The sequence below is a fragment of the Pseudomonas sp. C2.3V genome, assembly GCF_058536325.1.
Genome location: NZ_JBZUBN010000001.1, coordinates 1352625 through 1365401 on the forward strand (window position 1 = coordinate 1352625; position 12777 = coordinate 1365401).

Annotated in this window: 14 protein-coding genes; 9 read left to right on the forward strand and 5 right to left on the reverse strand. The window is 55.7% G+C overall.

Annotation, left to right across the window (positions count from 1 at the left end; translation table 11 throughout):
- Window positions 1–507, forward strand: a complete 507-nt coding sequence (locus AC4LF3_RS06360) for an O-acetyl-ADP-ribose deacetylase (RefSeq protein ID WP_150347771.1) — start codon at window positions 1–3, stop codon at window positions 505–507.
- Between the two features lie 54 nt (window positions 508–561).
- Here the strand turns inward: AC4LF3_RS06360 and lptF are convergent, their stop codons facing one another.
- The 3 genes from lptF to AC4LF3_RS06375 all read right to left on the reverse strand — a co-directional run bounded on the left by lptF (window position 562) and on the right by AC4LF3_RS06375 (window position 2409).
- The gene (lptF, locus tag AC4LF3_RS06365) at window positions 562–1335 is read right to left on the reverse strand and encodes a lipotoxin F family OmpA-related lipoprotein LptF (RefSeq protein WP_010797612.1); all 774 of its coding nucleotides are present in this window, start codon (window positions 1333–1335) and stop codon (window positions 562–564) included.
- A 46-nt stretch (window positions 1336–1381) separates the two neighbouring features.
- Window positions 1382–1825 carry a DUF4398 domain-containing protein gene (locus tag AC4LF3_RS06370; protein ID WP_026004043.1) on the reverse strand — a complete coding sequence of 148 codons (444 nt, stop codon included), beginning with the start codon at window positions 1823–1825 and terminating at the stop codon, window positions 1382–1384.
- Between the two features lie 245 nt (window positions 1826–2070).
- The gene (locus tag AC4LF3_RS06375; protein WP_010797614.1) at window positions 2071–2409 is read right to left on the reverse strand and encodes a hypothetical protein; all 339 of its coding nucleotides are present in this window, start codon (window positions 2407–2409) and stop codon (window positions 2071–2073) included.
- Between the two features lie 123 nt (window positions 2410–2532).
- Between AC4LF3_RS06375 and ppc the strand changes: the two genes are divergently transcribed.
- From ppc to AC4LF3_RS06415, 8 genes are all read left to right on the forward strand, one after another.
- The gene (ppc, locus tag AC4LF3_RS06380; RefSeq protein WP_150347770.1) at window positions 2533–5172 is read left to right on the forward strand and encodes a phosphoenolpyruvate carboxylase; all 2640 of its coding nucleotides are present in this window, start codon (window positions 2533–2535) and stop codon (window positions 5170–5172) included.
- A 275-nt stretch (window positions 5173–5447) separates the two neighbouring features.
- Window positions 5448–6095 (forward strand): adenylate kinase, encoded by a 648-nt coding sequence (gene adk, locus AC4LF3_RS06385; protein ID WP_010797616.1) that lies wholly within the window; start codon window positions 5448–5450, stop codon window positions 6093–6095.
- Between the two features lie 161 nt (window positions 6096–6256).
- Complete coding sequence (locus AC4LF3_RS06390) at window positions 6257–6445, forward strand: CsbD family protein (protein WP_010797617.1); 189 nt, start codon at window positions 6257–6259, stop codon at window positions 6443–6445.
- 95 nt (window positions 6446–6540) lie between these two features.
- Window positions 6541–7218, forward strand: a complete 678-nt coding sequence (gene tsaB / locus AC4LF3_RS06395; RefSeq protein WP_491834963.1) for a tRNA (adenosine(37)-N6)-threonylcarbamoyltransferase complex dimerization subunit type 1 TsaB — start codon at window positions 6541–6543, stop codon at window positions 7216–7218.
- 160 nt (window positions 7219–7378) lie between these two features.
- Window positions 7379–7735: a hypothetical protein gene (locus AC4LF3_RS06400; protein ID WP_010797619.1), complete on the forward strand. Its 357-nt coding sequence runs from the start codon at window positions 7379–7381 to the stop codon at window positions 7733–7735.
- A gap of 6 nt (window positions 7736–7741) precedes the next feature.
- A complete protein-coding gene (locus AC4LF3_RS06405; protein WP_313551966.1) occupies window positions 7742–8599 on the forward strand; it encodes a DUF72 domain-containing protein in 858 nt (285 codons plus the stop codon).
- A 46-nt stretch (window positions 8600–8645) separates the two neighbouring features.
- Entirely contained in the window at window positions 8646–9338 is a 693-nt protein-coding gene (locus AC4LF3_RS06410; RefSeq protein ID WP_491834964.1) for an extensin-like domain-containing protein, read from the forward strand.
- A 60-nt stretch (window positions 9339–9398) separates the two neighbouring features.
- Window positions 9399–10184, forward strand: a complete 786-nt coding sequence (locus AC4LF3_RS06415; protein WP_010797622.1) for a class I SAM-dependent methyltransferase — start codon at window positions 9399–9401, stop codon at window positions 10182–10184.
- 3 nt (window positions 10185–10187) lie between these two features.
- Here the strand turns inward: AC4LF3_RS06415 and AC4LF3_RS06420 are convergent, their stop codons facing one another.
- Window positions 10188–11192, reverse strand: coding sequence for an AbrB family transcriptional regulator (locus tag AC4LF3_RS06420; protein ID WP_491836258.1), 1005 nt, complete (start codon window positions 11190–11192; stop codon window positions 10188–10190).
- A 67-nt stretch (window positions 11193–11259) separates the two neighbouring features.
- Entirely contained in the window at window positions 11260–12777 is a 1518-nt protein-coding gene (locus AC4LF3_RS06425; RefSeq protein WP_010797624.1) for a tripartite tricarboxylate transporter permease, read from the reverse strand.

Consider the following 12777-nt stretch of genomic DNA (forward strand, 5'->3'; position numbering starts at 1 on the left):
ATGAAAATTCGGGTATGGCGAGGGGATATTACCGCGTTGGATGTTGATGCCATCGTCAACGCGGCGAATAAGCGTCTGCTAGGCGGGAGTGGCGTTGATGGCGCGATTCACCGGGCAGCGGGTCCTGAGCTCTTGGAGTATTGCCGACGACTGGGCGGATGCCCGGTTGGAGAGGCCAGGCTTACGCCTGGTTTCAATCTTCAGGCCCGCTTCATCATTCATACCGTCGGGCCGGTTTGGAGCGGAGGCAATTCAGGTGAACCCGAGCAGTTAGCGCGGTGTTATCGAAACACGTTGGCGCTGGCTGAAAGTATCGATGCCCGTACCCTGGCCTTTCCTGCGATCAGCTGTGGTGTCTATGGATATCCTGCGGAGCAAGCGGCACGCGTTGCGGTATCCGTTCTCCAAGAGCCCAGACCGGAAGGCAGCTCGGTTCGTGAAGTCATCCTCGTAGCGTTCTCCACTGAAATGGCAGAGGTATTAACTAACGCTACGCTCATTGATTGATCACCCGCCCATAAAAAAGCCCGGTATTAGCCGGGCTTTTAGGACGGTCACCTATTACATGCGTGGTGCAACCGGATTCGCGTCGTTGGAAATAGTAACCTCTACGCGACGATTCATGGCGCGATCAGCTGCGGTAGAGTTGCTAGCTACCGGGAATGCCTTGCCATAGCCTCGGGTTACGATGCGATTAGGCGATATGCCCATGCTGACCAGCGCGGTCTTGATAGCATTCGCACGACGCTCGGACAGCTGCTGGTTGTACGAGTCGGAACCTGTGCTATCAGTGTAGCCTTCAACAATGACCTGGCGTTCTGGGTTCTGCTGCAGGAAGCTGGCTAGCTGCTGAACGTTGGTCATGCCTGCGGGCTTAAGTGTGGCCTGGTTCAGATCGAATAGTACGTTGCCAAAGGTTACGACAGTACCACGATCCGTCTGCTTGGCGTTAAGCTGGCTTTGCAGCTGCTTGAGCTGCGCAGTACGGGCATCCAGACGAGCCTGGGTACGCTGTGCGTCAACACCTTGCAACTGCTGCTCGGTCATGCGCAGCTTGACAGTTTGCATGGCCAGTTGAATGCGCTGGTTGGCCAGGTACGCTAGTTGGTCGACCTTCTCCTGCTTGTCGCCTTCACGGTAAGCGCGGCTGGCCTTGTCTACCCAGTCACCAGCATCCTTGGTTTCCAGCGCAGCCAGCTGAGAGGACTGAGGCTGGGATTGTAGTGCTGCATAGTCAGCCTGGGCCTTCTCAAGGTTCGGGTTTGGTGGAGTCGAACAGGCAGCTAGGGCGATGCTCAGGGCAGATACGGCAGGGATAAGAAACTGTTTACGCATAACATTCATCCTTTAGGCATAAGACGGGAATAGGGGATGGGTCAGCTTATTGCTGGCGTTGGTTCTGCTTTTGCTGCAGCTCGCCGTTGATCATCCCTTCCTCGCGGATCTGCTGAATGCTCTTCTGAGCGTCCTGGAGGGCTGCATCAGCCTTGGCAGCCTGAGTCTTGCGAGTTGCCAGACGTGCGTCCCACTCGGCCTGCTCGGCCAATTGCTTGGCTTTTTCGTAGTTCTTTTCGTTCAGTGCTGTTTGAGCCTGTGTCCACTTGTCCTGGGCAGACTTGGTTTCCAGCGGAGCGTACTGATTGCCGCCACCACTTACCGCTTCATTGACTGCGGATTGAGTAACGGCCATCTGCTCACTAGGCGGATCACCTGCGCAGCCGGTCAGGATCAGTGCACTGCCTAGCGCCAGTGCAGCGAATTTCAGACCACAGGCCTTCTGTATCGATTTCTTGGCAGTCAATGTATTCATAGGGCTCAGCTCCATTAATAGTCCAAACAGCTAAATTGTTCCCTGGCTGACAGGGTGGCCGAGGCCTTTTATTACCTTCGCTATTTATCGGATCGAAGGTTATTGACAAAAAGCCTCTCATTTACTGGCTAACGTATGGACCGCTTCAAGTCACGAAATGTTCATCCCTTGTCTAAAAATCCATAGCACGCTAAGCGGTAAAACGGCATTTCAATCCAGCTAATGGCTTGTTCTGGCTAGGGTTATTGTGCGTCTAGCGATCATGTGGACGAATCGTTTTTGTTGAGCTCAGCCAGGTGCTTCTTCGACAGTTCCAGAAAGCGTGGCGTAGGGCCAACATCTTCATAAAGTGGATCACCCAGCTCGTCCGTTGCTACGACTCGCTGTCCCTTGACATAGGGAAAGCTGGCTTCAAGCTCCTCTAGCGCCGCGCCTACCAGCTCAGCCAAGAGTTCTTCTACGCTACGCTTTGGATACATTTCGTGGAGGGCATGCAACCGGGCCGCGGATTCAAGGTCCAGAACCAAGTTGTAGTGTGCGTGGGCCATACGGCCTGTAGCGTTCTGCTCCCATTCCTGTACGAGCTCGCTGATCTTCATGAGAATCTCCTTCGGCTGACCGTTTCGTTGCAGTTCTACAAAAGCTAGACAGCAGAGTGTCGTACGAGGTCCCTGGCGCAGGTGTGCTAGAACAACAAAGAGAACAACGAAAGAGGGATAAACATGGTCGTCGAGATTGATGTTCGTCTGCGGGAAGATGTTCACCGACTGGGAGAGCTGTTAGGGCAGACCATTTCCGATCAGTATGGTCCTGCCTTTCTGGAAAAGATCGAGCGTATCCGAAAGGGCGCGAAAGCTTCGCGTGGCGGGTCGCTCCGTGGCGAAAGACAGCTGTCCGAGACGCTCAATTCGCTGGATGAGTCCGAGCTGCTACCAGTTGCCAGAGCCTTCAATCATTTCTTGAACCTGGCCAATATCGCCGAGGAGTATCACCGTATCCGTCGGCGTAGCGCTGGCGAGCCGGCACCGCTGGAAGACCGGGTGCTCCAGGAAGTTCTGTCCCGGCTCAAACAGGCGGGGCACACTGGGCCAAAGCTTGCCGAGCAGCTGTCTCAGCTGAGTGTCGAGTTGGTTCTCACGGCGCATCCAACGGAGGTTGCTCGCAGAACGCTGATTCAGAAGTACGAGGAGATTACCGAACAGCTGGCCGCCCAGGATCACGATGATTTGACGGCTGCCGAGCGGCACGAGGTGCAGCAGCGACTGCGCCGCCTCATTGCGGAAGCCTGGCATACCGAAGAGATTCGCCGACAGCGGCCCACGCCTGTCGATGAGGCCAAATGGGGATTCGCAGTTATTGAAAACTCCCTTTGGCATGCAGTACCCAGACTGCTGCGACAAGTAGACGAAACCTTACAGGAGGCTACTGGAGAACGTCTGCCGTTGCTGGCAACGCCTGTTCGATTCGCTTCCTGGATGGGCGGCGATCGTGATGGGAATCCGAATGTAACGGCTACGATAACGCGCGAAGTGCTGCTGTTGGCACGCTGGATGGCGGCCGACTTGTACATGCGTGATGTAGACCGTCTTGCATCGGAGCTTTCCATGCAGCGTGCCTCGGCTGAACTCATGGCAGAGGTCGGTGATACACCTGAGCCGTACCGCGCCCTGCTCAAGCAACTACGCGAGCGACTCAAAGCCACGCGCGACTGGGCTGCCCGAGCCGTTCATGAGCCTCATATCCCCAGCACAGGGGTGCTTGAGCATAATGAAGAGCTCCTGGGGCCTCTCAAGCTCTGCTATGAGTCGCTCCATGCTTGCGGAATGGGCGTTATCGCTGACGGGCCGTTGTTGGATGCGTTGCGTCGCGCTACTACCTTCGGACTTTTTCTGGTGCGGCTGGATATCCGTCAGGATTCGACCCGTCATGCGTCAGCCATGAACGAAATTACAGAATATCTGGGGCTTGGCAGCTATGCCGACTGGGATGAAGCGCGTCGGCTGACGTTTCTGGAGACCGAGCTTTCCAATCGCAGACCCTTGCTGGCACCGGATTACACGCCCTCAGCAGATACTGCCGAAGTGCTTGCAACCTGCCGTGTAATTGCCGAGTCACCTGCAGCAGCGCTGGGGTCCTATGTGATATCGATGGCGGGCTCAGCGTCAGATATCCTGGCCGTGCAACTCTTGCTCAAGGAAGCAGGCGTACGTCGACCCATGCGGGTGGTACCTTTATTCGAGACACTGGATGATCTTGATCATGCAGGCGAGGTCATTGAAAGCCTGCTGGCGCTGCCGGGCTATCGCGAACGGCTTCAGGGGCCCCAAGAGGTCATGATCGGCTATTCCGACTCGGCCAAGGATGCAGGAACCCTGGCTGCGGCCTGGGCGCAGTATCGTGCCCAGGAAGCCTTGGTAGACATCTGCAGCCGGCAGGGTATCGAACTCATCCTGTTCCATGGGCGCGGAGGCACGGTGGGACGCGGTGGCGGTCCTGCCCATGAGGCGATCCTTTCGCAGCCGCCAGGTTCGGTCTGCGGCCGTTTCCGGGTAACGGAGCAGGGTGAGATGATACGCTTCAAGTTTGGTCAGCCCGATATCGCGCGGCAGAATCTCAACCTTTACCTGGCTGCTGTCTTGGAGGCTACATTACAGCCGCCTCCAGTCCCTGAGCCGGAGTGGCGGGCTGACATGGATCGTCTGGCTGCAGACAGCCTGAAGGCTTATCGTGGCGTGGTGCGGGAGCATCCTCAGTTTGTTGACTACTTCCGCAGGGCTACGCCTGAGCAGGAACTGGGCCGTCTGCCCTTGGGCAGCCGCCCGGCGAAGCGTCGTGAGGGCGGGGTGGAAAGCCTGCGTGCCATCCCCTGGATTTTTGCCTGGACACAGACCCGCCTGATGTTGCCTGCCTGGTTGGGCTGGGAAACAGCGTTGGCTAGGGCCTTGGAGCGGGGTGATGAACAGCGGTTACAGCAGATGCGTGAGCGCTGGCCGTTCTTTCGTACTCGCATCGATATGCTGGAAATGGTTTTAGCCAAGGCTGACGGAGACATTGCCCGGCTCTATGACGAGCAGTTGGTGCCGGAGCAGTGGCGTGCGCTAGGGCAAGAGCTCCGCGACCTGTTGTCGCAGGCGGAGCGCTCTGTACTGCGTCTGACCGGCCAGGCCGAGCTGCTGGCTCACAACCCTCAAACGCGGGCGTTCATTGCCGTACGTAATATCTACCTTGATCCGCTACACCTGCTTCAAATCGAGCTGCTGGAACGTTCTCGACAGGCTGGAGAGGGCACGGCAAGCCCCCTGGATCAGGCCCTGCTGGTCAGCGTTGCAGGCATTGCGGCAGGCCTTCGCAATACGGGTTGAGGGCCGGTTCTGTTGTTTGAAAACGTCCTGTCTGCTCCTCATGAGCGAGCAGCAGGACGGTCAGCCAGGCAATCCTTCCATTTCATCTGGAAAGCACGAATAAATCCCTGCGACTTTTAGTGGCTTGTGCCCCCTCGTGATGCTGTGTATTTTGAATCCCCTTGACCGTCAAACGGCCAAATAAAACATCGAGACAGCCTGAGGATCGCAATGGCTCTGTTGAGCGGGCCACTTCAAGGCAAGTCCTGGATACCATCATTTAAGGAGCGACGTGCATGCGCGTGATACTGCTAGGGGCGCCCGGTGCCGGTAAAGGTACTCAGGCTCGGTTCATTACCGAGAAGTTTGGCATTCCGCAAATTTCCACTGGGGACATGCTGCGTGCTGCCGTCAAAGCCGGGACTCCGCTAGGTCAGCAGGTCAAAGGCGTCATGGACAGTGGTGGCCTGGTTTCCGACGAAATCATTATTGCCCTGATTTCCGAGCGTATTCTGGAAGCCGATTGCTCCAACGGCTTCCTCTTTGATGGTTTCCCTCGCACCATTCCACAGGCCGAGGCGCTGAAGAATGCTGGCGTCACCATTGATCACGTGCTTGAAATTGCCGTGGATGATGAAGAGATCGTCAAGCGTATGTCGGGTCGTCGCGTACATCCGGCTTCAGGTCGTGTGTACCACACGCTCTACAATCCGCCGAAAGTCGAAGGTAAAGACGACGAAACCGGAGAAGATCTGGTTCAGCGTGAAGATGACAAAGAAGAAACCGTACGTAAGCGTCTCGATCTGTACCATTCCCAGACCAAGCCGCTGGTAGACTTCTACCAGAAGCTAGCAGATGCTGAAGGTACGCCGAAGTGCAGCCGGGTTGAAGGTGTCGGGTCGGTCGAATCGATTACGGCCAAGGTACTCGAAGCGCTCAAGTAAAGGCGTTTCCATCTGTTGCCAAACGGTCCTTTCAGGGCCGTTTTTGGTATCTGAAGGGAAAATGCAAAAAAGCAAAAGCCAGCCTCTCAAATAAGAATAGTTGAACTCCTCTGTCTTGCGCTCAGTCCTAATAAGGCACACAACGAAATTAGGAGAACGCTATGAGCAGCACAACAGATAAGATCAAAGGCACTGCGAACGAAGTAGCGGGTAAAGCCAAGCAAGGTGTAGGTGAGGCCACCGATAATCAGAGCCTCAAGAATGAAGGCGATACCCAAGAGATCAAGGGTAAAGGCCAAAAGGTGGTTGGCGATGTCAAAGATGGCGTCAAGAAAGCCGGCAACTTGTAAGCATTAGAGATTCGATCAACGGCCATCTTCGGATGGCCGTTGTCGTTTCTGGAACTTATACTGGCAGACTTTGCTGTTTTGTCTGGATACCACCGATGCCTACGTTGTTGGCCATTGATACTGCTACCGAAGCTTGTTCTGTTGCGCTCCTCCATGAAGGAAGCGTCATGTGCCGCTATGAAGTGATTCCCCGTATGCATGCACAGAAAGTGCTGCCCATGGTTCAAGAACTCATGGCTGAATCAGAACTTGCGCTAACGGCCATAGACGCCATCGCATTCGGTCGCGGTCCTGGCGCATTTACCGGCGTGCGTATTGCGATTGGTGTTGTTCAAGGCCTGGCTTTCGGTCTGGACCGGCCAGTGCTGCCGGTATCCAATCTGGCTGCACTGGCGCAGCGGGCTTATCGTGAGCGAGGCGTTAATCAGGTAGCCGCCGCTATCGATGCACGTATGGATGAGGTCTACTGGGGTTGTTATCGCTTGGAGCAGGAGGTGATGCAACTGGTTGGAGTTGAAGCGGTGCTTCCTCCCGAGCAGGTGCAGCTTCCAGCAGGCAGTGCAGGAGAATGGTTTGGGGCTGGTACAGGATGGGGGTATGTTGGCCGCATAGCCGCTTCTGTTGCCGAAACGGATGGTAATCTTCTGCCCCATGCCAAGGATATCCTGACCCTGGCGACGTATGCATGGAGTCAGGGAGGCGCCGTACCAGCAGAAGAAGCGCAGCCTGTCTATTTGCGTGATCAAGTTGCCATGCCTAAGCAGCCACGCTGATCCGGCCTCGACAGCAACAGGCGACAGGCGGTAAAACCTTGTGTGTATTACTGAGGTCAACAGATGAACTGCTGATTTCATCGACCGTATGGTATTTGAGATAGTTTGCTAAGCGCAGGTGATCTCATACAGTGGCGATACTGGCAAAAGGGCATTAATCATGCGTATCGATAGCTACACTTCCTCTTACTCATTAGATCGTCCTGGTCGTAATCGGGCGGACAGCTCGTATCATGAGATACAGAATGAGGAAGAAGTCCGTCGTGAGCAGCCCGCTACGGGTAATGTTTCCTCGCAGGGGTTGGGTACTGCGCCACTGATTCGCAGAGTCGAGTCAACGCAGCCAGATGATGAAGTGACCAGTGATGCTCAGCTGCTGACAGCGCGGGAATATGTTCTCTATGAACAGCCGATCAGCGCCCGTAGCGCACGGGCCATTGCCAGTTACGATAGCATTGCCATGCTGCCACGAGATACCGGGGCCGCTCAGGTAGTAGGCCTGGACTTTTATGTCTGAAGCTTGATGCTGCCTTATTATATTGGTTGCCCATCATGGAGTGATCCTCACTGGCGAGGTTCACTCTATCCAGCATCTACACGATCCTCGGAATTTCTTCCGCGCTATGCTCAGGTGTTTAATGCGGTAGAGGGAAACACCACGTTCTATGCCGAGCCCTCTGTCGAGACGGTATCGAGATGGGCTGAGTTGATGCCGGATCACTTTCGCTTCTGCGCCAAGTTTCCTCGCGAGATCAGCCATGACGGTGATCTAAGAGCCTGCTTATCCCATGCGCATTCCTTCATGCAGCTGCTGGTCCCGTTAGGGAGGCGTGTCAGCCCATACTGGCTTCAGTTTTCTTCAAACTTTGGTCCGAATCGACTGGCCGAGCTGGCTGATTTTCTGGATGCACTGCCTTCCTCAGGGCGAATAGCAGTAGAGGTGCGACATGACGATTTTTTCAGCAAGGGTATGGCTGAGCGTGAGCTCAACAATTTGCTGATGGCCAGAAATGTCGAGCGTATCGGACTGGATTCCCGTGCCTTGTTCAGTAGCGAACCGGTCTCCGATGTCATTCGTGACGCGCAAGCCAAAAAGCCTCGCGTGCCTGTCCGTGTTCCTGCTTTTACCCAATCACCACAGATCCGCTTCATTGGTCGGTTGGAACTTGAGGCCAATGATATCTATCTAGAACCTTGGGTGAATAAATTTGCAGAGTGGATCAAGGAAGGGCGTACCCCTTACATATTTCTGCATACACCTGACAACCGTCATGCTCCTGAACTTGCCATGCGTTTTCATGCGCAACTGCAGGAGCGCTTGCCGGAACTACCGCCATTGCCAGTCATGGCTGAGCCTGTCGAGCAGCTAGGCTTGCTGTAAGCCAGATCATATACGCCAGTCATGACCGCTCACTGTCAGGACAGGTATGCGTTACGTCTTTGCTCTAATGTGCTTGATCATTCTGGTGGCCGGGATCGGTCTGGCCTATGACTGGATCCGTGTTCCGCCTCAATGGAATCCATTTAAGCCGCTTGATGTGCGACAGCCACCCAATTTTCTGACCCGATACAAGCTGATGAGGCTGCAACACGATCCTGAGCTATGCGCACAGGCGTTGCAGACGTCACCGCTGCGCTACGCCCAGATGCCTGCTAATGCCGGGACCAAGCAGTGCCCGCTGGAGAATGTCGTTAGGGTGCAACGCTCCAATGTAGCCTTCAGCGGCAGTTTCCTTGCGACATGTCCTTTAGCAACAGCCTACGCCTTGTTTGAACTGCACACGTTACAACCAGCAGCAGAGGCCGTTTTCGGGCAGCGTGTCGCCAGTGTCGAGCATTTTGGAAGTTTCGCCTGCCGCAATATCTATCATCGTGCCAATGCCCGTCGTAGTGAGCATGCTACCGCCAATGCGTTGGACTTGGCTGGCTTTCGCCTGGAGAGCGGACAGCGCATTACCGTAGCGCGTGATTGGAAAGGGGACGATAGCAAGGCACGGTTCTTACATTTGCTTCGAGAAGGAGCCTGTAAATCCTTTAACACGACGCTGTCTCCAAATTACAACGCGGCGCACCATGACCACTTTCATCTCGACATGGGGGGCTTCCATGTGTGCCGTTAAGCGTGCCTATCCGGCAGCGCTCTGGCAAAATGCGGGCTTTGTTTCTTGATTGACCTTGTCATGATTACTGATCCAAGTGCTGTCGCCGTTTCCATCCAACCGCTTGATGCCGCATGGCAGGGACAGGCAGATGCCTTGGGCTTGCAGCTAGGCCTGCCTGTCACTCAAGCGCCTGAGACGGATTTTGTGCTTCAGTTGGGGGAGTCGGGTCTTCAACTGGTTCAGCGTGGCCCAGATGCGCCAGGACCGGTGCGGGTTGATCTTTTGGAAGGTGCAGCAGCGCATCGGCGACGGTTTGGAGGCGGCAGTGGGCAGATGATTGCCAAGGCTGTCGGTGTTGGCACAGGCATACGTCCGAGTGTACTCGACGCCACGGCCGGCCTTGGCCGTGATGCCTTCGTTCTGGCGACGCTGGGCTGCGCGGTCACATTAATCGAGCGCCAGCCCTTGATTGCTGCTCTGCTTGAGGACGGTCTAAGGCGTGCAACAGGCGACGAGGAAGTCGGCGCTATCGTGGCGCGCATGACCCTTCTCAAGGGAAATGCCATTGAGCTGATGCGGAAGATGGATGAGGCTCCTCAGGTGATCTACCTCGATCCCATGTTTCCCCATCGTGATAAGTCGGCGCTGGTAAAAAAGGAAATGCGCATTTTTCGTCCCTTGGTAGGTGATGATCCTGACGCACCAGCCTTGCTTGAGGCTGCCCTCGGGTTGGCCAGTCATCGCGTGGTGGTGAAGCGTCCACGCAAGGCGCCTCCTATCGAGGGGGCGAAGCCCAGTTATAGTCTGGATGGCAAATCCAGTCGCTACGATATTTATCCCAAAAAGGCGTTGGGCAAGGGCTAGTCGCTAGTCAGTCGCTCGGCGCATCCAGAGCCGGTAGACCGGTTGTGCCAGGAAAAGAACCAGCAGCAGCCGAAGCACCTGCATGGCGGTGACCAGCGGTACCAGCAAATGCAATGCTTCGGCGGTCAGGCTCATCTCGGCGATACCTCCAGGTACCATCCCCAGCAAAAGCGAGCGGGCATCGAGTCCGGTCAACCAGCCCAGTCCCATTGCAATAGGGGTGGCAATGAGGATGGCCAAGCAGGTAGCCAACACCGTGCGTGCCATGAAGGCGGGCGCCTGGCGAAAGAAGGGGCGATCGAAATAGCATCCTAGTGAGCTGCCAATGAGCCACTGGCCGATGTCCCCCGCTCCTGCAGGTAAGCCGATATTCAAATTGAATGTCACGCTGGCTGTAATGCTGGTCAGGAGAGCGCCCAATTGCCAGGCGTTTGGCAGTCGCAGCTTTTGAAAGATGAATGCCAGACCGGCACCGGCCACCATGATGGGCAATAACCAAGAAAAACTGACTTCAATAGTGTGCGAAACAAGAGCATGCTCGCCACCAAATAAATACTTGTAAGCTGCCGGAACGCTTAACAGCACAAACACCATTCTCAGGCTCTGAGCAGCGGCCACTCGAGCCAGTACGGCGTCATTGCGTTTGGCCAGATTGACCATTTCATTGGCGCCCCCAGGCATGCTGGCAAAAAAAGCAGTTGCACGGTCCTCGCCGCCGCGTCGTAATAAGACGATGCCTATCACACTGGCGGTGACGGTCAGCACCGTGCCAAGCACAATGATCAGCGCGTGCGCTGCAATTTGCTCAACAATGGTCTGGTTGAAGTGCAGTCCAATGCCTGTGGCGATCACCCATTGGCCTCCTTTGCGCGCGTGAGGCATTTCCTGAGTCAGCCAGCCACAGCAGCGGATAGCGATAACTCCAAGCAGTGATCCGATCATCCAGGGAAGGGGCCAGTGCGCGAGACTGGCCAAGTATCCTCCGGCCGCTCCGGCCAGGGGAGTCATCCACCAGGGCCGGAGCGAGACGATCAACGTGTGACAGAAACGCTTCACTGTTTGGTTTTTGCCTTTATCACGCGTTGGCCAAGTTGGCTTTACGGCGAAGAGAGCGACGACGCCAGATGCGAACTATCGGCAGGATCAACATGACGATGACCAGCAGCCATACGATTTGGCTGATGCCACTGGACCATAGAATGTCCATGCTGCCATTGGAGATCGAAAGCGCCCGGCGCAGGTTCTGCTCCATGAGGCCGCCCAGAATGAAGCCCAACAGCAGCGGCGACAATGGGAAGTCCAGCTTGCGCAGGATGTATCCAATGATTCCGATGATCACCATGAGGATCAGGTCAAACGTTGTCGCATGCACGGCATAGACGCCAATTGACGTGATGATGGCAATGATAGGGACCAATGCCCAGTTCGGCACGGCCAGGATCTTGGTGAAAACCTTGATCATGGGTACGTTCAGGATGAGCAGCATCACGTTGGCAATGAACAGCGAAGCGATCAGACCCCAGACCAGCGTAGGCTCGTTCTGAAACAGAAGCGGGCCAGGAGTGATGTTGTACAGCGTAAGGGCGCCAATCATGACTGCTGTCGTTCCCGACCCTGGAACACCCAGTGTCAGCATAGGGATCATGGCGCCACAGCAGGACGCACCGATCGCGGTTTCTGGCGCAGCAAGGCCGCGAAGGTCTCCTTTGCCAAACTCACCCTTTTCACCAGCCATGCGCTTTTCAGTCATGTAGGCCAAGGCACTGGCCAGCGTCGCACCCGCACCGGGCAATACACCCATGACAAAACCGCCAACAGCGCAGCGAAGGTTGGTCAGAAATACCGACTTGGCTTCCTTGAAGTTGAACAGCATGCGACCTGTTGCCTTGACAGCTTCCTGGCCATGGTGGGTTTTCTCAAGCAACAATAACACCTCGCTTACCGAAAACAGGCCCAGGACCAGCACAACAAACTGGATGCCGTCTGCCAGATGGATGCTGTCAAAGGTGAAGCGATAAACACCACTGTTGGCATCAATACCGATGGCCGCCAGGAAAAGCCCTAGCAACGAGGCGACCAGCGTTTTGACGGGTTTGTCACCCGCCATGCCTGCCAGACAGACAATGGCAAAGACCATCAGCACGAAGTATTCAGCTGGGCCAAAGGCAATTGCCCATTTAGCCAGCAGCGGGGCAAACAGTACCATGCCGCATGTCGCCACGAAGGCGCCAATAAAGGAGCTCCAGGCCGACAAGGACAGGGCTACGCCGGCCAATCCTTTACGAGCCAGCGGATAGCCGTCCAGGGTGGTCATGAGCGTTGATGCTTCGCCCGGGATGTTCAGTAGAATCGACGAAATACGTCCGCCATATTCACAGCCAAGGTAAACCGCTGCCAAAAGAATCAAAGCGGATTCAGGCGGCAGACCTAGCGCAAACGCTACCGGGATCAACAGGGCCACCCCGTTGATAGGGCCTAAGCCTGGGAGCAGGCCAACCACGGTTCCGATCAGCGTACCGATCAGGGCGATAATAAGGTTGGTAGGCGTTAAGGCAACACCAAAGCCTTGGGCAAGAAAATTCAGGGTTTCCAT